This is a genomic window from Photobacterium sp. HL06 (assembly GCF_059552575.1).
The window spans coordinates 1,277,126-1,299,113 of sequence record NZ_CM183915.1 but is presented as its reverse complement, the minus strand read 5'-3'; the positions used below and the strand labels follow the sequence as shown (position 1 = coordinate 1,299,113).

General features: G+C 42.6%; 17 protein-coding genes. 4 read left to right on the top strand and 13 right to left on the bottom strand.

What is annotated here, in order from left to right; translation table 11 throughout:
- Positions 1–210: 210 nt before the first annotated feature.
- The 4 genes from AC51G0_RS23915 to AC51G0_RS23900 form a co-directional block, all read right to left on the bottom strand.
- The gene (locus AC51G0_RS23915; protein WP_496302039.1) at positions 211–1,515 is read right to left on the bottom strand and encodes a putative O-glycosylation ligase, exosortase A system-associated; all 1,305 of its coding nucleotides are present in this window, start codon (positions 1,513–1,515) and stop codon (positions 211–213) included.
- 170 nt (positions 1,516–1,685) lie between these two features.
- Complete coding sequence (locus AC51G0_RS23910; RefSeq protein WP_496302038.1) at positions 1,686–3,158, bottom strand: oligosaccharide flippase family protein; 1,473 nt, start codon at positions 3,156–3,158, stop codon at positions 1,686–1,688.
- A gap of 103 nt (positions 3,159–3,261) precedes the next feature.
- A complete protein-coding gene (locus AC51G0_RS23905) occupies positions 3,262–4,242 on the bottom strand; it encodes a polysaccharide deacetylase family protein (protein ID WP_496302037.1) in 981 nt (326 codons plus the stop codon).
- Entirely contained in the window at positions 4,232–5,971 is a 1,740-nt protein-coding gene (locus AC51G0_RS23900; protein ID WP_496302036.1) for an arsenate reductase/protein-tyrosine-phosphatase family protein, read from the bottom strand. The genes AC51G0_RS23905 and AC51G0_RS23900 overlap by 11 nt, the downstream gene beginning before the upstream one ends.
- Before the next feature lie 467 nt (positions 5,972–6,438).
- Here AC51G0_RS23900 and AC51G0_RS23895 point away from each other — a divergent pair, with 467 nt between their 5' ends.
- The gene (locus AC51G0_RS23895; RefSeq protein ID WP_496302035.1) at positions 6,439–7,953 is read left to right on the top strand and encodes a chondroitinase-B domain-containing protein; all 1,515 of its coding nucleotides are present in this window, start codon (positions 6,439–6,441) and stop codon (positions 7,951–7,953) included.
- On the opposite strand, the gene AC51G0_RS23890 is transcribed toward AC51G0_RS23895, so the two are convergent.
- On the bottom strand, positions 7,898–9,025 hold the full coding sequence (locus AC51G0_RS23890) for a GNAT family N-acetyltransferase (RefSeq protein WP_496302034.1): 1,128 nt from the start codon (positions 9,023–9,025) through the stop codon (positions 7,898–7,900). The genes AC51G0_RS23895 and AC51G0_RS23890 overlap by 56 nt on opposite strands.
- Before the next feature lie 166 nt (positions 9,026–9,191).
- Between AC51G0_RS23890 and prsT the strand changes: the two genes are divergently transcribed.
- From prsT to AC51G0_RS23875, 3 genes are read left to right on the top strand one after another with little or no spacing between them, the layout of a single operon-like run.
- A complete protein-coding gene (prsT, locus tag AC51G0_RS23885) occupies positions 9,192–11,975 on the top strand; it encodes an XrtA/PEP-CTERM system TPR-repeat protein PrsT (protein ID WP_496304148.1) in 2,784 nt (927 codons plus the stop codon).
- Between the two features lie 38 nt (positions 11,976–12,013).
- Entirely contained in the window at positions 12,014–12,760 is a 747-nt protein-coding gene (locus AC51G0_RS23880) for a S1 family peptidase (RefSeq protein ID WP_496304147.1), read from the top strand.
- A complete protein-coding gene (locus tag AC51G0_RS23875) occupies positions 12,760–13,140 on the top strand; it encodes a VanZ family protein (protein WP_496304146.1) in 381 nt (126 codons plus the stop codon). The genes AC51G0_RS23880 and AC51G0_RS23875 overlap by 1 nt, the downstream gene beginning before the upstream one ends.
- Positions 13,141–13,152: 12 nt before the next feature.
- On the opposite strand, the gene AC51G0_RS23870 is transcribed toward AC51G0_RS23875, so the two are convergent.
- From AC51G0_RS23870 to AC51G0_RS23835, 8 genes are all read right to left on the bottom strand, one after another.
- Positions 13,153–13,959 (bottom strand): PEP-CTERM sorting domain-containing protein, encoded by an 807-nt coding sequence (locus tag AC51G0_RS23870; RefSeq protein ID WP_496304145.1) that lies wholly within the window; start codon positions 13,957–13,959, stop codon positions 13,153–13,155.
- Between the two features lie 228 nt (positions 13,960–14,187).
- Positions 14,188–15,186, bottom strand: a complete 999-nt coding sequence (locus AC51G0_RS23865) for a nucleotidyltransferase family protein (protein WP_496304192.1) — start codon at positions 15,184–15,186, stop codon at positions 14,188–14,190.
- A 37-nt stretch (positions 15,187–15,223) separates the two neighbouring features.
- Positions 15,224–16,168 carry an HprK-related kinase A gene (locus AC51G0_RS23860; protein WP_496304144.1) on the bottom strand — a complete coding sequence of 315 codons (945 nt, stop codon included), beginning with the start codon at positions 16,166–16,168 and terminating at the stop codon, positions 15,224–15,226.
- A 12-nt stretch (positions 16,169–16,180) separates the two neighbouring features.
- A complete protein-coding gene (locus AC51G0_RS23855; protein ID WP_496304143.1) occupies positions 16,181–16,450 on the bottom strand; it encodes a hypothetical protein in 270 nt (89 codons plus the stop codon).
- A gap of 15 nt (positions 16,451–16,465) precedes the next feature.
- Positions 16,466–17,272, bottom strand: coding sequence for a hypothetical protein (locus AC51G0_RS23850; protein WP_496304142.1), 807 nt, complete (start codon positions 17,270–17,272; stop codon positions 16,466–16,468).
- 170 nt (positions 17,273–17,442) lie between these two features.
- Entirely contained in the window at positions 17,443–18,792 is a 1,350-nt protein-coding gene (gene prsR, locus AC51G0_RS23845; RefSeq protein ID WP_496304141.1) for a PEP-CTERM-box response regulator transcription factor, read from the bottom strand.
- Positions 18,793–18,795: 3 nt separating this feature from the next.
- The gene (gene prsK / locus AC51G0_RS23840) at positions 18,796–20,868 is read right to left on the bottom strand and encodes an XrtA/PEP-CTERM system histidine kinase PrsK (RefSeq protein WP_496304191.1); all 2,073 of its coding nucleotides are present in this window, start codon (positions 20,866–20,868) and stop codon (positions 18,796–18,798) included.
- A gap of 182 nt (positions 20,869–21,050) precedes the next feature.
- The gene (locus AC51G0_RS23835; protein WP_496304140.1) at positions 21,051–21,857 is read right to left on the bottom strand and encodes a PEP-CTERM sorting domain-containing protein; all 807 of its coding nucleotides are present in this window, start codon (positions 21,855–21,857) and stop codon (positions 21,051–21,053) included.
- Positions 21,858–21,988: the final 131 nt, after the last annotated feature.

Sequence of the window (21,988 nt, the reverse complement as noted above, 5' to 3'; positions counted from 1 at the left end):
TATGGTTACCCACTCACAATAATGGAATAACATTGTTCATTACCTTTACATTTGTTATATGTTTTTCTGACTAAACATGCTTTAGTAAATATAAAGTTAGTATAAATCTAATTTTTTTGTTCTAAATTAGGCAAAAAATCACACTCTAAATGTTCTCCCTCCTGAAAATTCAACCTTTAGCTCATTAAAACAACTCATCGTCTCTGTCTGTCAATCTTCCAATCGGTTTTGAATTAGTAGTTGGTGGGTAGAAATAATCAGGCTAATTGATATTCCAACCAGTGACCAGTAAAACTCAAGATAAGATAAAGATAGAGCTGCTCCAGCTGTCCCAAACGCAATAAGGGATAACTGAAGCATTCTAGCCAAATCGGACCTCCACCGGTATTTCTCATTCATGGCTTTCACTTTTCTATTTATCCATCCTAACCTCAGAAAACAGGTAATCATGATGGCGAGATAAAGGGTGAGCCCGAGAAAGCCATGATCACCCAATACCTGAAAATAGATGCTATGCGCAGCCCAGCCTTTTTCACCTGGTGACGATGTTTTAATAAAATCCAATGTATCGAATTCTTGTGCCATCTCCTGCCAAATGTAATCGTAAGAGCCAGTCTTAAACCCCCCACCTAACAGAGGCCTATCCATTGCTAATAAAGTATGAATCTTCCAGGAGTTCAACCGTGTTGTAAATGAACTATCCTGTGCAGCCGTTTCTATTGTACTCATTCTATCAGACCAATTCTGCGGTAAGAATAACGCCCCAAAAAAAATGGCTACAAGTAGTCCACAAGCAGTAATTAACTTATGGTTTGATCTAAACCAATAATATCCACTAACAATCAATAAACCGATAAACCCACCGCGAGAGTGGGTGCCAAGAACCGCAATAACACACAAACACAACACTCCAACCAAACCTATTTTCAGCCATCTTTCACTACAAGCTTGAAACATAAAAATGATAATAGGGATAAGCATACAAAGTGCTACTGCAAAATGATTATTATCAGAGAGTAAATGACCTTGTGGCCCAGAAATTTTATGCCCGCCTCCTGAGAGAATAAACTTCAACCCTTCAACAGAACCATAAAAACCTATGGACAATATAGCAACCCAGCATATTAATTCAAATTCATACCGCTCGCGTATGCACAGGACAATCATAATGGTGAGTAACATGATCTTCGACAGCTTTATCCACTCAAACCATACAAGCTCAGAGATACCAAGTGTTGCTGCACTAGTAATAAAAGTATAAAGCCAAAAAATCAGCACACACAAAAATACAAAATTAAAGCTCATGGTTTTCTTTTTAATGTTGAAAAGATATCCAGCAATAGCAATAAAAGCAAAAATCGAGTTAAAACTAATACTTTGAGCAACCCCGTATAACCAGTGTACAGGTACAAACAACCCTACCCAAAGCCATAGTGATACTGCAACATATGGCCTACGAAATGCGAGGAAAATTAAATAGGCAGAGAAAATCAAAAAGACAATATCTCTCATCATTTTCCTCTCAAATCTTTTATGGCGTCAGCTCCAAGGTTCTGCTGCTTTTTTTGCTTGTCATCGAGCTTTATTGACTGGCGACAAACATAGACAACCATTATCAAACAAAATAAAAATAATAATGACTCCATAGCAACACCTCAATTTAAGCCACCCAAAACCTACAAATCTCACAATAGGCCAAAGCGGTAATAAAACTGTTTTTTCAAATGATCAAGAATAATATAATATTCATAAACCCTACTCTTAAGCATAGACATACCGACAATAGCTGCGGCAACATAAAAAATGGCACCAGAAATAATAGCAACAAACAGCTTTGTAATATCATGCTCAACATGGTTAGTTAACATAGATACGAATTCATACATTAACCAAGAACAAACAAATGGCAACAGAACTATATAAAGTAAATGTGCAAAATTTAATTTTGCGAAAAGCACATATAGCCCCATCATTATAGTCATAAATAAAACACCAACTAATAATCGATTCAGAGAGAGTGCTTCAACCGTTCTATCAGATAAGAAAAAAAATACTATTGAGATGATAATAACGATGAACAAATCAGAAAGAACGAGAATTGGCATTCTTTTTGTAACCATCAGTATTACCATTAAAGGATTATAAAAAGTCATAACGACCATGATCCCAGCCAAGTTGCTCATCACAGGGATCGCATCTAACCATTGCTGACCTAATACCACCCTAACAAAGGGCTCACTAATCGCACTCACACCGAAAGAACAAGGCAAAACAACCAACATCAGTATGGTTAGTTGTTGGTAAACCCTTTGACTAAACGCTTTTTGGTCGTCCTTTAGCTGTGAAAGTACCGCAAAAAAGCCGCGCTGGAGTGGTGACACCAAATCAGTAAAGGGCAACCATGCTAACTCCTGCGCAAAGTTGTACACACCCAGCATTCGGCTGTTTAGCAGGTTACCTAAAATCATTACATCAATGCGAGAACGTAAATATCCTGATATTGTTGTTAAATATAACCATTTTGAAACCAGCCATTGCTCACGCCATCGGCTAGTCGACCACTTAGGGCGATAACTACAAGCAATATATCCAATGACAACTTCAGTGAATTCGCAAACCACACTACCAAGGATCAATGCCCAATAGCTTTGCCATATAACAGCAATAGAAATTGAAAATATACACCCAATAGTTTTCACAACAATAAGGATAATTGTTGTCGTTCTAAAATTGAGCTCTTTTTCAAAAATATCTAACCCAATATTACGAAATGCCTTAACAAATGGAATAATAGCAACAACTTGGATAACTAGCTCCACCCTAGCTTCATTGGTATAAGAGGCTATCCACGGAGCTGAAATAAAAAGCAATAGTGCACTAAAAACACGTAAGACTAAATTTAATGACCAGAGGCTATTGAGGCTTTCATCAGATAACGCCTCCTCAAGTACAACTACTCGGGTCGTGCTCATAGAAGTAAAAGCCAAAAATAGGAAGATAAAAAAAGAAGATATAGCTGCAATACCAAAGTCTTCCGGCGACAGGAGCTTGGCCAAAACTAATGTACTAGCTAACCCTATAAGCCGATTGTACCATGTAGATACTATCGCCCACTTGGCTCCATAAATAAGTGCCTTTCCATATTTATCAGCCACCATCCTTCTCCGATATATCTAATTGAGTAAGATAAAAGTAAAGCAAGCACCTTTTAACCGCCTAGGTCTATTTCTTGTAGGATTCACAATAGAAAGAAAAAATTTATCACGACTTGTCATTACTAACACCTTCTTGCAAAATTTGCTTTGGCAGAAACATCTGACTGTCATTAAATCCATTGAACCATTCTATATAAGTCAATACTGTCTTCTTTAGATCATCCAACCGCAATTTATTTTCGACATAAGGTGTCAAATCCAACTTAGCACTGGGCGAATGAAATGATAAAACGAAAACTTGTTGCCCTATTGATAATTGTGACTTTGTTATTAACTTCAATTGTCGTAAAGATAACCCTTCTGGAGATAAACGAAGTCGCCGTATATAAAATATTCTCTTCAACATTTTCGTCAATAGCTTAGTTCCCATTTTTTTATATACTTGTGGGTTTCTATTCATCTTATTCTCAATCCAATTAATTGGAGAGATAATCGAACCCGTATGAGGAATATAAACGATATTATTTTTTGAAAAGACAGTGTTTCCATAACTACTGAAATCCGGTCCTTCTTGTTCTGAAAAATCATAATAAGCACTTATACTTAAGTCTACTTTATATCCTAATGCCGTTAAATGTTTTGCCGTGTTTCCACCAATGCCATACCGACCAGCCAGGTATGTTACTGGTCTTACTCCGGAGACAGATTCTATCTTATTTGTCAGAACCTCTAACTTCTTATGTTCCAAGTCCTCTGGTAGATTCCCAGGGTAGGAATATACACTTGCAACTTCATTATTTATAAACGGTTCTTCAAAGGGTGGGTTTACCCAGGGGTGAAGGTGAGTAGCAAATTCAACTTTGCTATCAGCTAATTCCCGGTATTTTTCAACAACAGCCATTCCTCCCGGGCTGGATATAAAGGGAAAGTCCATTGCCAGTGTCACTTTCGCTCCTACAGCCAGCAGCTCATCGACAAACTGTATTAATTCTTGATGGTGGGTCACTGACTGGTTGGTATTTTTAAACCCGCCATTCCAGTCAAATTCTTCTTCAGCATGAATAACCACGGCAAGTTTAGCTGTCATAGCGTACCTCCGGATAAAATTCAGACAGCCTTTGGACGGTGTTTCTAATCAGTTTGAAACAATCGACGACTTCCTCTTGGCTCTGGAGGTACGGTTCTGAAATTTCAAAATATAAATGAGTATAGCTAGGGGTTAAGTCAGCAAGGCAAAATGAAAAATGCACATCGTAGTATGCATCTAACAGGCGTTTATTCTGTTCATCAAAATAAATAACAATATCACTATCCCGAAGATCTTTTTGGTGTAACCATTTCGATCTATGCCCTTCTAAATCCAATGCAAGGCTTGAAGCGGCCTGGCAAGCTTTGAGCGGGCTACTTCTGTCTTCACTGGAATGGAAGCCATATGATACACACTGTTCTGCGGTTAAGACGTTAGCCAGCTCTTTGCTAAGCACCAGCTCAGCAAACGGGCTGAGCATGATATTGCCATAACACACAAAGAGGATCCGACGCTTCGGGTTCACCTTCAGCAACCTTTTCAAACTTCGCCGAGATCGGTAACGACGGAACACTGTCAGTGCCGGGTACTTACGATAGAGCATGTTGACAAATAGCAGCCCTATTTGGCCAATATCCTTAAAGAATGGTCCAGGATCAAGCCAGTTGAAGCTATCTATTGTTTCTCTGCCTGCCAGTACCCGGCTCAGGCTACCAATACGTTGAAGCATATAAACAAGGGAGCGTATTCTACCTTGCTTATCCTTCAGCTCTTCTATCTCCCTTCTTATTTCATAAATATCAGGCAGTAATGCGCGGGCGTAGCAACACTCTCGGTAATGGAACCTTGGGGTATGAGGCAATGTGTCATGACATAGGTAATCAGCGTAATAGAGAGGAAAGTTAACGCCCGAAAAAATAGCCAGCGGCAAGGAACCCCAAAACCTGGCATTCACCTCAACCAATATCCAAGCCTGACTTTCAGGGTTGCGGCGAAATTCGAACATAGCAACACCCGTCAAAGCGGTGTATGTGCACATCTGTTTCGCTGCTGCCAGCAATTCAGGGGACAGTTTTATACTCTGCCGGTAAGAGCTGCCTCCTCCCTCATTAGGTTCGGCAACCCGCCGATGGGCAAAAGCAGCATATACAACCCCCTCAACGGCAAAAACAGAAACGCCTTCACCGTATCCTGAAAAAAACGGTTCAATTAAGTACGAGCCACTCCCTGCTTCCTTTTTAAACGCATCATATTCAGCTCGATCACTGATAATGGCAACATTCTGACGCTGCTTTAGTGCTGCTTTACGGAATGACTGTAAGGGCTTCACAACAAACTTCGAGCTGAATCTTTCTGCCAAATCGTGATAATCGTAGTCGGCTACAGCCAATACCTCACCTTGGGCCACAGGAATATCACAGGCTATAGCAACACGTTTGGACTTCCACTTATCAAACAGAAGATCTAAGGCTGTTGAATTGGCAACGGCCAGTTTCGTATGCGGCGGCAATTGCTTTCTTGCCGAGTGAAGGGGATAAATCGCTCTTTCATCACAAGGAATTACAAGATCAAACCTATAGCGCTCAACAAGAGCCAACACGTGAGCCAACCATTCATCTTGGCTATAAGACTGATAATTATAGTATTTTGCCGTCGTGATATATTTGCTAGCCAAGGCTGGGCTAGTCTTATTGTAACAGGCAACGTGAACTTCGTACCCAGCCACAGCCAATGAGCGAATAACGGATAAAAAGCTGCGTGTGTCCTCACCAAGGACTAACACTTTCATCGACTTTTCATTGCATCCCTTTTCTATCACGTTTCAACCTCAACCTTGTCAAAACAAAAAAATACACGCTACATCAAATTTTTCATCTAATTGATAATGGCACAACACCAAGAATTTAACCAAGAAACAACAAAACACTCACAACCATAAGAACCTTTAATCTATAAGGTTTTTGAAGCTAAAGTCTGGCCTAAAATACATGAATTCACTTAGATACCTTGCGGCTACCTAACTGAAGCAACTCGTAAATACATTCCACAGGTCGTTTACTGCAAACTTGTAAGTCAGTGTCCTCCCAGTCTTCATTGTTCTTCCCTGCTCCTGGTAATTGTTACTTATTTATGGGCATGATGAAGTTTCTTGCCACTGATTCTCTATACTAATTGCAACGAATATTACTGTAGAGCCAGTGCCATCTCGCCCATTCCTGCGAGTTCTGGGCTGGTTACTAATTGATGAGGGGCTTGATGGGAAATAAATATATGGGGTTAAAGCGCTATTTTATTGTTATAGGCATTATCGCCCATCTCCTTATTGGATATTGCCTTTACTCATTCACCTCTCCCTTTCTCTCACAAACTGAAACATTCCCGAAAGCTGTCCTCATCGCCGCTAATAAAATCAATCGCGACTACCCCAGCTTTGCCCTTCTGGGAGATAGCCTTTCAGCCGTCGGTGACAAGTTGCAAATACCCAACTACTTTTGGCGGCCATTTTTGCCTGACTACTGGCCGACTGTAGGGCCTGACTGGTCACCCTCAAAAAATGCTAACCGCACTGTTAACAATGCTATTTTCGTCTCCGATCCATCAGCACTCAGCAAGGCCTTAAAAAATGTTTCGCCCGGGCAGCATATTATTCTAGCTCCTGGTACATACTCTATCCAAAGCAAACGCCTTCAGATCAGCAAGCATACACCCAGTGCGCAACAACCCATCACACTCAGGGCATTAAAGCCGGGAAAAGTCACTCTTGAACTCGATACTGCTGAAGGGCTCTATCTCAACCAGCCGTATTGGCGAATAACAGGAATACGCTTTGTTGGAAAATGTAACAACCAGGCCCGCTGTGAGCATGCTATCCATGTTGTTGGTGACGCCGATCATATCGTTATCGAACATAACGAGTTCATTGACTTCAATGCCGCAATAAAAGTGAATAAACACAACAATGCCTATCCTGATCACGGCATTATTCAAAATAACCATTTCCACTTCACTGGCCCCAGAAAAGTCAGCAACCCCGTCACGCCGATAAATGTTGATCATGGTAACAACTGGCTGATCAGCAGAAATATTATCCGTGACTTTATCAAGTCAGGTGGCAACAAGGTCAGTTATGGGGCCTTTATCAAAGGTGGGGCGGAAAGAGGAATACTCGAGAACAATCTTGTTATTTGTAACACTAAACACCACCGCTTTGCCGGCTCGCAGGTAGGGCTCTCGCTTGGTGGCGGAGGTATGGCGCAACAGCATCGGCGAGGCAAGATAAGCGCCGAGACTATTAATGCCGTAATCAGGAACAATATCGTGATGCATTGCAATGATGTAGGCCTATATATAAATAAAAGCAAGAAATCAACAATAAACAATAACCTTTTATACCATACTCAAGGTATTGATCTTCGATACCCTCAATCTGATGCCCTTATCGAAAATAATATTTTAACCGGAGAGATCCGACTTCGAGATCATGGAAAAGCCGAATCAGCAGCCAATCATGTTGTACCCCAAAGCTATTGGACCGGCCGAGAAAAAATCGATAGTTGGTTCAGCTCTCCTAGCATTGGTAACTTTAGCTTCAAGAATGATGAGCTCAGAGAACAATTACACGCACTCGCCGTGCCATTTCAGCATCTTTCTCGCCAAGAGAACAAAGATTTTTGTGGCAATACCATCCGCCCCGATGACCGATTTAGCGGTCCGTTCAAGAGTAGTGAAGGCTGCTTTCGGCAGTTAAGCGCCGCTTCAGGTCTCGAATAGTATTTTCAACTTTCAACGCGAGCTGGGGATGCTGGTAGTGAAACACTGCCAAGCATGATTCACGGTTGGCAAAAGTCTTCTTATAGCGGGTAATACCGCCCATAAAATCATAGCAAACCATGCCTTCCGATAATGCCTTCTTGATTAACAGATAGTGTGCCACCAAACCTGGTTTCAAGTGTTTGTCTTGGTATTCATAATTCAGTGCGCTTAAGTAGAAGTAAACGGTATTGCCATAATGAAAATTATAAATAACCGCTAGGGTTTCCCCTCCTACGCATATATGGTGGAAAACAACATTACCACTATTAACTCCCCGCTCAATCAATGTACGGTGAAAGCGCTTGAAATGAGCGTTGACAAAACCACTCTGACCCAGTCGATCTCCCCACCGCTTAATATGAAAAGGCTCTGCTATCGAGAACATCTGCAAAGCTTCGCTCGGCGTTGTTGCCGTCGAGATGGTTATTTTTCCTTTGTCTTCATATTTTCGCATACTCCTTTTTATCTGATAACGGCCACTGCGAGACATACTCTGATCTAAAGTTCGATGATTATCCCTAAGCTCATCCAGATCAAGCTTGTAGGCCATTGTCTCCCATGTCGCTCTCTGCTCAACACCCAGATCAGAGACCCCATCAAAAACATCCCTCAAGGAAGCGCCAACAATGAAAGCACCGTTCCCAATTAAGGAATGCATTATTTTTGACATCATCCCATTACGTGTTAATTCAGCCAATTCTGGTAACAATAAGAAATCATTATATTCAATCCACGCTTTATCTAATTCATTATCTCCGGTGCGATGGAGGTAATAATTCTTACTTGAATTGAAAGGATATTTGCTCTTTCTTGCAACAATGATTCCCAATCCTACAACCTTGTTTTTGTATCTTGCCTCGATAAGATAAAAGTCATCAATAAAACAATCTAACCATGAGCCAATCCAAAGCCATGACAGGAAAATATTTGGCTGGGCAATGAGTTCGAGCTGTTGCCATGCGTTTTCAAGCCAATCTCTATTCGGATTATAAAAAATTTCACATTGAACAGAATTATCATCTCGGCCCATGAAATCCACCTCACGATTATAAGTGGTAACTTCCCTATTTAGCATAAGCATAGCAGCTGAATATCATAAAAAGCCTTGAATAAAGTGGCGAACAAACTCGGTCAAATTGCACTTTTCTGTCTATGATAAAAATTATTGGTATTTTTCTGACATTACAAGGATGAGCATGAATAAGAGTAACTGTAGAAAAATCAACAATATTACATTAGCCAGTCTTATTTTGCTCACCCTAAGTGCATGTAGCGACATCACCGCTGAAGAACATCTCACCAAAGCTAAAGGTTACCTTGATAACAATGAAACCAGCCCTGCTGTGATCGAGCTAAAAAATGCCATTCAGCAAGACCCAGGCCTTAGTGAACCTAGGCAATTACTAGGGCAAATCTATCTACAAAATGGTCAATTTGCTAGTGCCGAAAAAGAGTTTTCCCGAGCGATTAATAATGGTTCTAGCCGCGAGATGATTGAACCTCTTCTTGCAAGGACCTTGCTTTCACAGGAAAAAAATGAAGCCGTTAGTAAGCTGGTCGATAAATCCACAGTCACCCATCCCAGGGTCAAATCAGAGCTATTGGCACTAAAGTCACTCGCCCAGTTAAAGCAAGGTAGCCTGGAGGAGGCTAAGTACACGCTTGAGCTCGCCGAAAACGCCGGGCAGGATTCACTCTATCACTCACTGAGCAAAGCCAGTATTGCTGCCTCTGAAGGCAATCTTGATTTAGCGATATCAACAACCGATCAAGTCATTGCTGCCTTTCAAGACAGTAGCGATGCCTGGTTATTAAAAGGCCATCTGGAAACCTCAAAAGGTCATCACCAACTCGCTGCCGACAGCTATCAAAAAGCGATAGAGCTAACGCCAAATGCGATTCATTATACGCTTTTCCTAGCCCAGGCCCTGCTGAAAGACGAGCAGTATAGCAAAGCTGAAGAGCAGGTTGACAAGCTGTTACAAGCATCCTTCAACAATGCGCTAATAAATGAAATAAAAGCGACCGTTCGCTATGTAAACAAAGACTTTGATACGGCTAAAGAGTTTGCTGACCAGGCTATACAGTATGGTTCTAATAATATTAGTACCCATATAATCGCGGGTATTGCTGCCTTTAAGCAAAATAAGATAGAGCAAGCCAATACACACCTTAAAAAAGTAGCCTCATTTATCCCTGATGATCACTATATCAATCAGATTTATATTGCTACCCAGCTAAGACTTGGCAATATAGAAGGGGCGATAGAAACACTGAACGCCCTACCATCATCATCAGAGAAAAATAGCAAATTCATATCAGACGTTAGCTTGGAGTTTGCAAAAATTGGCCGAAATGATATTGCCCTTAACTTAGCCGAAAAAGCGGCTAAATTTGATTCTAGTGATCCCAATTCTAAGCTACGTCTCGGACTCATTAAACTAGCCAACAATGACACCAGCGGATTAAGTACACTTGAGCAAGTGTTGAAAATAGAGCCTACATTATTAGAAGCCAATGTAGGTATGATTTATTTTCACCTGAAAAGAGGGGAACTGGAAAAAGCAAACACAGCTTTAGAGAGCTGGCTGACCTCACAGCCTGAAAATATTAACGCGATGCATTTAAAAGGTATGACAAAGCAATTGCAAAAGGATTATGGTGCAGCTAAAACCTGGTACAATCGAGTTTTGGACAAGGATCCTGAAAATATACCTGCCGCATTAGCTCTAGCACATCTTAAAACACTTGATAACCAGATAAATGACGCATTTAAGGATGTCATCGCGATTGCCACCAAACATCCTGATAACCAATCCGTGGCCAAGCAGCTTTTTAACTATGCCCTACGTACGAATCAATTTGATCAAGCTATATCGCTATACAAGAAGCAGATCAATGAAAGCCCATCCTCTCTGGAACCTAAGATCATACTTGCCCAAGGTTATGCTGTGAACAGTAACCATTCCCAAGCAATTAACCTACTGAATGATTTACCCCATAAGGATAAGAATGCAACTGTTTGGCGCTTGCTTACACTTCTTTATAAAAATACAAATAACTATACCAAATCGTTAGCGGCTGCTGAAAAGTGGCTTGAAATGGATGAATTGAACCTAAATGCTTACTCACAGGCGATTCACCTGCATGAACTAAATACCCATTACAAAAAAGGCATAAGCATAGCGGAAAAGGCTGAACGTCTTTTTCCAAAGCAAAGCCGTTTCGCTCTGATGAAAGCAGGTTTGCTGATCAAACAAAATAAGCTTGATGAAAGCCAGCTAGTCCTAGACTCACAGGATGAAACCGTCAAATCATTACCGGTTTTCCTGAAACTGCAGGCGATTATTTATACCGAGCAAGGAGAATTAGCCAAAGCGGTAGCAGTACAAGAGCAACGTTACAACAAGCTGCAGCGCCTTTCGACGGCACAAGACTTAGCTGCTGCCTATGTCATCAATAACCAACCCGACAAAGCAATCGCGTTCCTCAAGCAAGTCATTTCCGAGCAAGGTTCCACTGCCCACCCCCTTGAACTGACCCTTGCGCAGATACAGCAACAACACAGGTCAGAAGAAGCCATTAGCCAATATCAGGCTATTCTTAAACGCGAGCCGAATAATGTTATTGCCCTCAATAATATTACTTGGCTATACCTTGAGAAAAACGACTATCTCAATGCTTGCCAATCCGCATCAAAAGCATACAAGCTTGCAGGCAATCATGCCGGAATACAGGATACCTACGGTTACTGCCTATTGAAATCAGGGCAAAGCCAACGTTCTCTAGAGCCCTTGCGCCTTGCCTACCAGAGCCTTAGCAACAACGACGAAGTCGCCCTGCACTATGCAGAGAGCCTTATTGCCAACCAAAAAGGCAGTATTGCCAGGGAAGTCCTGTCGACGCTTAAACCCTCAAACTCAGAACACATATCCATTAAAAACAAGCTTGAGAAGCAACTGCTTCAAGACAACGAATAGCACTAAGCCCTGGGAAGTCTGAGGCATTGGATCTAAATATGGTTAATTACTATTTATGCGTGTTTCTATTGGCTTTTTACTCCGCAAAGACAATCGCGGGCCTTCCTGAAACTATCGAGCGTATAAAGCCTTCGGTTGTGGGTATCGGAACCTATAATAAACTCTCGGCCCCAAGAACAACGATAAACGGGACAGGTTTTGCCGTTCGAGGAAACCTCATTGCTACCAATGCCCATGTCATATCACCTCACATCCTTAAGAAAAATAGCCAGTTTGCTGTTTTTATCGGTAGCGGAAGGCAGGCCGAAGTCCGTCTTGCTGAGGTGGTGATACGGGATGAACAACATGATTTGGCACTACTAACAGTACAGGGAAAGGCGATCCCCGCTGTGACACTATCCAACAATAGCGTACGGGAAGGCGAAGAGTATAGCTTTACCGGTTTTCCGATCGGCTCAATCCTTGGCCTCTATCCTGTCACCCACCGTGGTATGGTCTCTAGCATTAGTCCCATAGCCATTCCAGCAAACAATGCCAAAGCGCTAACAGCAATGCAATTAAAGCAATTGAAACAAAAACCGTATTCTGTCTACCAACTTGATGCCACAGCCTATCCGGGCAACAGTGGCAGCCCAGTTTACCACCCGGATACAGGTGATGTGGTTGCCGTAATTAATAAAGTATTAGTCAAGAAGGGGCGCGAGTCCGCATTAACTAACCCTAGCGCCATTACCTATGCCATCCCGATCAAACATTTAAAAAGCCTATTGGCTGACTATCAATAATGATGATTAACCGCCAAGCCATCTTATGGATAGCGCTGATCTGTTACTCCATTGTAATCACCTATCTATCGTTAATTTCCAGCCAAACTGAAGGGGATATAGCCAACTTTGATCAATATAAAATACCGTATTTCGATAAAGTGATGCACATTGGGGTTTACTGGCTCTATGCGATGCTGGCGCTGATCGCTTCTAATGGAAAACATACTTTACCTATGTGTTGCTTGCTGATGCTGCATGGTATTTTGCTTGAATACCTCCAAGTCAAATTCACTATAGGGCGAGAAGCATCGATCTCTGACGTTATTGCAAACATAGTTGGTATTTCAATTGGTTACCTTACAGTCTTAGTGTACAGAAGAACGACGGCTCTAAAATGAACATCATCCCATTTACCTTTCACTAGACTTGCGGCGTCGCGTACTTGCAAAGCCTACAAGCAACATACTGCCACCAAATAACGCAATTACAGAAGGCTCAGGTATTGCACTCACCAGGCCTATAGTCAAATCAGCTGAATATTGAGAAGGCCCTAAGCTATTATCTAGATTAAAGATGAACTGAATTGCCCCGACATCCTCCAAGTCAGCCCCTAAGCTAGAAAATTGGGAGAAAGAAAAAAAACGGTCTTCAGGTGTCGGAGAGGCTGGTTTGCCTTCCGTTAAAAAATCCACAGAGGTCAACTGGTAATTACCACTATTTTCTGTCCATATATTCACGGTAAAAGGGTTGTTCTGATCGACAAACCAGGTAGAGAAAACAAAATCGGTATTAATACCCCCTTCGGTAAAATCGATTCCTCCCAAGCCATCAGTATCAACGCCAGCACCGATCCCTAGTTCGCTATCCCAATCAACACCAACAGCATTACTTCCATCATAAGTAAGGACAAGAAACCCTGAAGTGAAAGAATCAATGTTTACTTCTAGCACACCTTCATTGACGGGACTCCCAAGCGGTTTAACCTCGGCAGAAAGACTACTAGTCCCATCTAGTTTCTCAACAAGCATGTCACGGGAGCCACCCATAATGCCCGCTGCAACACCAGCTTGACTGGCTGCCCCAACCCCCACAGAAGAGCTTGTTAACGGACCTTGCGCCGTTTCAAAGTCATCTATTACCATTGCATTCACATTGATACTAAAGAGTAATATCGACGAGGCCAAACACGTAGATTTCAGCTTTTGATAAATAGCCATTCTCATCTCCGCTTATTATTGTAAATCTCAACTAATTATATGTAGCATGCTTTGTGCCATAACTTGATCTTAAAATATCACTAATAATTACAATGATTTATGTAACGAATGCTATGTTTATATTTCATGCCTTACTAAAACTGTAAAGAAAACTGACAGTAAAGGTCAAAAATCAAATACATTCTTTGTTGCTTTTCTGATTATCCAAGATAGTACTATCGTTTGCTTCTAAATCACCATATCTTGGTCATTCTCGTTCCTTTTAGAAAATAACTTTACGATAGACTTTTTGAATAAATGCGAAACAAGCTCAGAGAAAGGCAAACGCTTTAAGTGTCCCCTAAAGTAAAGGTAAACGAGATAGCGTCGGTCGCTAAAATTACAGTGAATTGGGTATGTCGAGTGGAATACCTTAATAAAGGCATCATCGGTTAAATAAAAAGCCAATCGCCCCGGTTTAAATTGTTCATAATACTCAATTACACTGCAGGGAATATCGAGCTTATAGATAATGCGGCAATATCGGATAGCGTAATACATGCACTCACCGCTCCCTATTGCTCCCTGTAGTTTTATTAGATTTCCCCAAAAAAACTTATCTTGGCTAAAGCTACTAATAAGCTGATAAATATCGAAAAGATCCCTAACTCCCTTATGATATTCACTCTCATGAAAAAGGTGTATAGCGCTGTGAAGTACCATAGCCTCAGGACTAAGTATCTGAGCACCGTTTCCACCAACAAGGGAACGAGCGTGAGCAAGCAGCGTGACGGGATCGGGGCCATGACTTAGAATCTTTGGCAAGATGTTAAAATGCACATCAAGTTCTGTCTGCCGTTCAAAGTGCCTTAATGGCGGGATCTCCTGTGAGTACTCTCGATAAAACTTATCATCATAGTCAGTCAGATTTTTATGTAACCAACCGTGTTCAATTAAAGCCAGCTCAGCCATTTTAAGTTGTTCTTGAGGAACCAAGATGTCAATATCACTCATGAGCCGACCTCGCATACACGTGATACCAGACAGCTGGTACGCAGCGCCCTTTAAATATACCCAGCGGATGTTAAGCTGATTAAAAAGCTGGCTAAGGTGTAGGTGCTCTTGCTTAAGCAGCCTTAGCTGATTGGTATAGGTACATTCAGCAGATAACACGTGCCGTTGAAACTCAACAGGCAGTTCAAACCAAATATCAGCCTGTATACATAATGGCTTAAGCTGCGCCAGCATATTGTAGAACCTTGCCTCAGCGACGATTTGCGACAACTCACGAGGGCTCAATGATAACAGAGTGACCGGGCTCCGAAGAATATCGACTAATTGTACTGCCGTTACCTTTTTCATCGATCCCCTTCCTGATTGCAGCTTCGCAGTCTGCTAGCTGGTTATACTCGATATAGATAGCATCAGCAGCCTGTACCACCTGCTTTGCGCAAGTAAATCCCTCTTGGCTTAGTAAGCCAAAGTTAAAACTATTAGATATCAACTCCATCAGAGCTTCACATTTTTCTACCTCTTCGACATAGCATTGTTTGGCCGCAGAATATTTTACAAAGACAATTAACGAGACAGGCACACTGATATGAGCTTTGGCCACACAAGATGCAGGCGGTTTTACCAGGCAGACTTTCCCTTTGTGAGTATCGATAATTTCCTCGCTGAAACTCGCTGGAGGAAAGAAGCGACGGGCAATATCAATTGAGGTATTTTTTAAATTTATCGGCCTTGCCAAGGCATGAAGCTGCCTGCTTTTAGGGCAAATCAACGCCAGCTCATCAGAGAGTAATCGCCAGCCTTGCGAGACCAGATAAGCACACAAGGTACTTTTCCCCGAACCTGACGGCGCTGAAATAATGACCCCTTTGCCGTTTTTTTCCAGGGTAGCCGCATGAATAATCAAAAAATGATGGGCATAGTTTGCAATAAGCCAGTTCATTCCCCACTCCAGCATCGCTGGCGCCTGATTAAGTGGCAGCGGTTTGAATGGTTCACCGCCGTTGAAATAAAAACGAACCTGGGGCTTTAGCCATCGACGCCACGCAGATCCAGGTGTCATTGATACATGAAAGTCGACAAATTGCGATTCGGATCCACCAAGTAGGCTCTCTTGATAATGGGTTTGCAGGTAGCGTTGAACACTTGGGAGCGTTGTCTCCACCTCAGTGATGAAGGGACCGGTCTGCAAGTAATATCGCTGTTTAGAAGAGAGCATCCTGCTAATCCTTTAGCTGGGTAATAAGATCTGCATCGCTACCAACTGTTTGATAACATCCGCTGCAGATATTGGCTGCTGTTTGGTGTAACGGTCTATTTCATCGGTAATATCTTCGGTGGCTGTCAAACGATCCAGCAATTCCACAACAGAGATATCACATAAGATCGCTTCACAAGTAAATGGACTAAAAACAACGCCTCGTGACTGGTGCCTAAAAGTGCACGGTGAAATGACGAATTCACGGTTCAGCACAAATTTTGTCGGTTGTCTTTCCTTCATGAGTCTCCTTGCCTATCACACCCATAGCTTCAATTGGCTGACTAAATCATTAAAGGTTTTTTTGATAGCAGGGGAGTGTTCGTTAATACCTGCATCTGTATTAGCCTCATCCGCTAACGTCGAAGCTAAGACCATCATCATTTCGATGACTGCGCTTTCAATTTGCCGGGTATTAAATGGATAGTTGATCAAACTTGAGGAAAAGAAAGCATTAAGGTAGGCAGCAACAACCACTTTATGAAAACGCCTGGGCCTAAGGGAAATATTAATACTTTCTCTAGGGTAACTCCCTTGTGTAGATTTCAATTTAATATCTAGCTGAAAGCCGCCGCTGTGATGAGTATTAAGAATACGCTTTATTTTAACATGGCCTGATTGCTGCAGGTTAACCTTAAACTTCCAGCCTTTCATAGGTAGAGTGCGCCACTGAAAAAAAGGGCTGAGAAAAAGTTGGTTAAAGTGGGTATTCCCACTGATTTGGCTGTTATTTAAAGCCTGTTTCAACGGGTATGAGACATCCCCCTTTCGGCACTGAATTATTCGGCTCCAACGCTGAGGCCCCATCGCATCATAGCTACATGGCTGAGGATTAGATGCATTTCCAGACACCATGATTGTACAGTTTTGCCCACCAGCCCCGCTCCCCCAGCCAGCATGGCTTTTTAGTGAGAGAAATACCGGTGAAATGGCCGCCGAGGACTGAAGAAATCGACGTCGAGAAAAACGGGAGGGGGGTCCTATACCAACGTTCTCCTCTTCTTCGTTCACCGTTTCCACATTTCGGCCACTATTATGCTGAATACTCGACTTACCTTGATCCATAATGGCCCCTATCAAAACTGTGACAAATCAGCTAAACATGAGTCAAATTTTTACCACATAAACTCACAAGAAAAGTAAAGGTCATATTTTTTGGCCTTGCAAGTTTATAAATATCGAATCAATAGGTTCAGTGGCCAGACTCCTTCGCACACATAGCCTGCAGCAATAATTCAATCCGTAACATTCATGCCATACTTCTCCATAGTTGAATAGAGCGTAGGCCGCGTGATACCCAGCAATCTGGCTGTATTTGACATATTGCCCTCACTCAGCGTGAGCGCCTTCGATATGGCTTCTTTTTCTGCCGTTTCCCTGACTTCTCTGAGATTGAGTGCCATTTTATCCTGTATTACCCCGGAGCAAGAGAGCATCAAATCCTGCTCGGTGATCATCTTTCCGTCAGCCATGATGGCCGCTGACTTTACCTTGTTTTGGAGCTCTCGAATGTTACCCGGCCATGAATGCAGGGTAAGGGCTGCCAGGGCTTCTTGGGTATAGCCCGAAATCTTACGCGGCATATGCTGATTGGCGATCTGCAAAAAATATTTCGCCAGTAACACAATATCTTCTCCACGATCTCGAAGTGGCGGATTCTCAATGGTTATTTCACTGATCCGATAAAATAAATCTTCTCGAAATGTCTTGTCAGACATCATCTGCTGCAAATTTTGGTGTGTCGCACAAATGATTTTCACATCCACAGGGATTTCCCTGCGCCCCCCAACCCGTTCAATCACTTTCTCTTGAAGAAAGCGTAAAATCTTTGCCTGCAGCGGATACGGCATGTCACCAATTTCATCCAGGAAAAGCGTCCCTCCGTCGGCATATTCAATTTTTCCCATGGTTGTTTTATTGGCACCGGTAAAAGCCCCTTTTTCGAAGCCAAACAGCTCACTTTCCAGCAAGTTCTCTGGAATAGACGCACAGTTTATCGCAACAAAAGGCTTGTCTTTACGGGGGCCCCGCTCATGGATCGCCCGTGCCAGCACTTCCTTGCCCGTTCCGCTTTCCCCCAGGATCAAAGTGCTGATTTCAGTCACCGCAATACGTTCCACCATACGGCAGACCTGCTGGATCTTAGGGCTATGGCCAATAAAACCATGAGTTTCGAGTGAAGACTGCTTCAATCGGGTATTTTCAAGTTCGAGATTAGCGATAAGAAATGCCCGCTCGACAATAACAGAGAGAATTTCATCATCGATCGGCTTTTGATAAAAGTCATGTGCTCCCAGCTCAATGGCCTTTAGCGCATTTTCCTTGTCATCATTACCCGTGATCACAATGATCTTGCTATAAGGGCACAGTTCATTGATTTCCTGCAGGGTCTTTAGCCCTTCAGATGCATTGGCTTCATCAGGCGGCAATCCCAGATCAAGCGTGATCACCTTAGGTTCAAAACGGCGCAGCGCGGTAATCGCCTCTTCACAGTTACCCGCTGTCACAACGTTATACTGAGACAGGCACCACTTTAGCTGCTTTTGGATCCCAGGATCATCTTCAATGACGAGTAATGTCTCCATCGGTCATTCCTTGATATGGTGATTTTTTGAGTATAGTGGACTTTTTTGTGGTGTAGGAATGTACAAAATAAATAAGGTGCCGGCATTAGGGGCTGACTTCACCTCAACATAACCCCCCATCTGCTCAACCATGGCTTTGGCATCATAGGCACCAATTCCCATTCCGGCATTTCCCTTGGTGGTATCAAAAGGTTTGAACAACCTATTGTCGATAAAATCCTGGCTCATTCCTTCTCCACTATCCCTGACGACTAGCTTGTAATATTGGTTATGACGGTCAAGTGAGACCCTGACATAACCATCCTCTTTGGTCGCATCCTGAGCATTTTGGATCAGGTGCGAGAGAATATTGTGGAACCGCTCTTTACTGGCCAAGAGATAGAAACCCTGCCCGCCCTCAGAACAGATAAACTCTGGAGCTGGTGTATTTACCGACCGTAACTGGCAGACTTGGGTGAGAACATCATCAATCTGAAAGTGCTGCTGACTGTCAGCCTCTATTCTTTTTTTGCTCAACTGAGAAAGGACTTTGTTCAAGCGCTGTGATGCAGAATCAACGGTCTCAAAAGCATCATCAATAAACTCCGGATTACTGCGATGCTTTTTTGCGTTTTTGCTCAGCAAATCCAACTGAGCAACAACATTTTTCAAATCATGAACAAGAAAAGCAGACATACGGTTAAAAGTATCGAACTGCTGGCTTTCAGCCAGCTTCTTATTGGTTTCATAAACATTGAGATAAACGGAAAGCTGCTGACTGATCGCATTCATCAAGTCGCGATCCTCCCAGTTAATATTATCGGTGGAAGTCGGCTTCGACAGGAGGAACACCCCACGAACACCACTTTGGTTGCCCAGCGGGATAATGTGGCTAAACTTTCGAATATTGCACAGCAGCTGCGGATCATAGCTAAACGGTGGCTTTTCAACACCAGCAGCAAGCCTCTGGATATCGACAATCCACTGGTGCTCAATCGCCTTATTGGCAAATTGTTCACTCAACATGATGGCTTCAGGGTGTGTTATTTCAATGTTGTAGCCAGACTGGGGAACTAGCTTGCCGTTTTTTTGAATGACGAGAATGGCATGCTCACTACCAAATGGTCGGCTCATTGCCGTCAATGCGTTTTCATAAGGGGATTGAGCGTTATTTTCAAGTTCTGCTGAAAACTTCATCCACTCTTGCCGATATTCATATTTATTGGCAAAAAAATGTTTGCTGATAAATACCTTGATCTTATTTCTGAAAGTATCAGAGAGAAAAAGGCTCGCTAATACTACTCCGCTCAGGGCAAAGAAGACGATTTGTATTGTACTGCTCCAGCCCATCCCCATCGACTTTATCTGGAAACCTACAATAGCCATGATCATCAAGTAACCACCGGCAACCATCATCAAAGTGCTGTTATAGATGATCTCCCGAGAAACATATACTCGGCTGGCCCAGTTTTTCATTCGCCTTGCAGTCAGCAATATCAGAGGCGTTGATGCAAGCAGTATCCAACCTCGTCCCAGCCAGAAAGGAGACGAAATTGCGTTGGTCAATATCGCATCTGAATAGAGAGCGAAATTATAGCCATGGATCAATCCAACCCCGATACATAACGGTTTGATTGCCCAGAGCTCCGTACGATGACTGCGGCGATAAAGCTGTTCAACAAACCACAGGCCGATCACCGCCAAGCCTAAGTGGTTAAGAAATATGATTTTTTGTGATATGAACGGAGTCATGATCCTCACAAGGTCAACCAGGGCAACGGCTCCAATTACCAGGCACAAGTAAAGCTGAACCCTTTCCGTGACTATTTCCCGGACAGTTTGCTTTCCTGACAGGGTACTGATCACCAACAAACAAACTACCAGGTTGAACAGAGACTCAGCCAGTAGTGATGGCAAAATAGATAGCTGGTAGATCAGTTGAATGCTTGTTATCACTGACCATCCAAGCCCTAACATACACGATAAAATCAAGAACCATTTTTGTAGGCTTTTTTGCTTAAGCGTGGTTAGCAATAACAAAATAAGGGTAAGAAACCCGGTTGCCGCTGCAATATACCCTGCCGGGCCAAGTAACATTTCCAAACCGAGTCCTTTCAATTTAGGGAATTGACTTCTCAATGATAGTCAAAATCTAAACACTCATAATGCCTCGAAGCCTTGGTTGCCCGACGTTGTAATCAGCCACCCCCAGCCTAGTAGTATAAAAAAGGCCGCGTCAGCGACCTCTTTTGTAACCCCTGATAACTGGGAAGCATCAATCAAACATCTCTTTTGTGCTGGCTACGCCTCCACATAGCAATACCCAATATTCCCAACCCCATAAATGCTAGCGGGGAAGGCTCAGGCACAGGGACTGTAAAAATAGAAGCATCCGTATACCCTTTAAAGCTAGTATCATCTTCACCAATACTTTGTGCCCTCACCCCTAGCCCAATCAGATCTGCAATATCAAATGCAGTACCAGGATCGAAGTGTAGTCGCACGCCTTTGATCCCGCTGGTTGCAGCGCCAGCAGTCGAAAATCCAAACAGCGTATCCCAAGTACCATCTGAACCAGGAAAATCGCCTTGGTTTTGCAATCCGTTAAAATTGTTGCCTCCTGCAGTTAGGCTATCTGTCGCAAAATCATATTCTCCGGTTCCGGTAGGGGTGTCATCCTCTGTCAAAAGGGTGCCACCTGACAATGTATTGGCATCTCCGGTAGGAGTAGCTGAATGTTCAAAAATCGACCAGTTACTCATTATCTTCGCAAGGGTTTCTAGCGTTGAACCATCTGCAAACTCTAAAGCAAAAATGCCAAATTTTTCATCGCCGGCAATATTTACGTGTAGATCAAAAGAGTCAATGATGGTATCAGATGGGTTCGCGTCATCATTAAGTCGCACAACGCTAATAAAAGCAGGTGGATCCGGTGAATCAGGCGCTCCCGTGGTCGTCCAGGAAAAACTGTCAGTACAAGTGCCTGGCCCTAAGTACCCAGTACAAGTGGTTAAAATATTGGCCGTCACGGTTAAGGGCACACACAAAAGGCTTAAGCAGGTAGCTGCTATACCTAAATACTTCATATCCCACACTCCTAGTTTGCATATGCTGAGATTAAGCAAAATGGATACCAAGTAAATAATCGCTACTATTCATACAGTTAAAAAATGCCAATAACAAACATGTAAAATTTATCGACACTCTACGTCTCTAA

Coding starts and splice junctions, on each gene's coding strand:
- AC51G0_RS23915 (WP_496302039.1), bottom strand. CDS start 1,515: ATGATGAGAGATATTGTCTTTTTGATTTTCTCTGCCTATTTAATTTTC.
- AC51G0_RS23910 (WP_496302038.1), bottom strand. CDS start 3,158: ATGGTGGCTGATAAATATGGAAAGGCACTTATTTATGGAGCCAAGTGG.
- AC51G0_RS23905 (WP_496302037.1), bottom strand. CDS start 4,242: ATGACAGCTAAACTTGCCGTGGTTATTCATGCTGAAGAAGAATTTGAC.
- AC51G0_RS23900 (WP_496302036.1), bottom strand. CDS start 5,971: ATGAAAGTGTTAGTCCTTGGTGAGGACACACGCAGCTTTTTATCCGTT.
- AC51G0_RS23895 (WP_496302035.1), top strand. CDS start 6,439: ATGGGAAATAAATATATGGGGTTAAAGCGCTATTTTATTGTTATAGGC.
- AC51G0_RS23890 (WP_496302034.1), bottom strand. CDS start 9,025: ATGGGCCGAGATGATAATTCTGTTCAATGTGAAATTTTTTATAATCCG.
- prsT (WP_496304148.1), top strand. CDS start 9,192: ATGAATAAGAGTAACTGTAGAAAAATCAACAATATTACATTAGCCAGT.
- AC51G0_RS23880 (WP_496304147.1), top strand. CDS start 12,014: ATGGTTAATTACTATTTATGCGTGTTTCTATTGGCTTTTTACTCCGCA.
- AC51G0_RS23875 (WP_496304146.1), top strand. CDS start 12,760: ATGATGATTAACCGCCAAGCCATCTTATGGATAGCGCTGATCTGTTAC.
- AC51G0_RS23870 (WP_496304145.1), bottom strand. CDS start 13,959: ATGGCTATTTATCAAAAGCTGAAATCTACGTGTTTGGCCTCGTCGATA.
- AC51G0_RS23865 (WP_496304192.1), bottom strand. CDS start 15,186: ATGCTGGCGCAGCTTAAGCCATTATGTATACAGGCTGATATTTGGTTT.
- AC51G0_RS23860 (WP_496304144.1), bottom strand. CDS start 16,168: ATGCTCTCTTCTAAACAGCGATATTACTTGCAGACCGGTCCCTTCATC.
- AC51G0_RS23855 (WP_496304143.1), bottom strand. CDS start 16,450: ATGAAGGAAAGACAACCGACAAAATTTGTGCTGAACCGTGAATTCGTC.
- AC51G0_RS23850 (WP_496304142.1), bottom strand. CDS start 17,272: ATGGATCAAGGTAAGTCGAGTATTCAGCATAATAGTGGCCGAAATGTG.
- prsR (WP_496304141.1), bottom strand. CDS start 18,792: ATGGAGACATTACTCGTCATTGAAGATGATCCTGGGATCCAAAAGCAG.
- prsK (WP_496304191.1), bottom strand. CDS start 20,868: ATGTTACTTGGCCCGGCAGGGTATATTGCAGCGGCAACCGGGTTTCTT.
- AC51G0_RS23835 (WP_496304140.1), bottom strand. CDS start 21,857: ATGAAGTATTTAGGTATAGCAGCTACCTGCTTAAGCCTTTTGTGTGTG.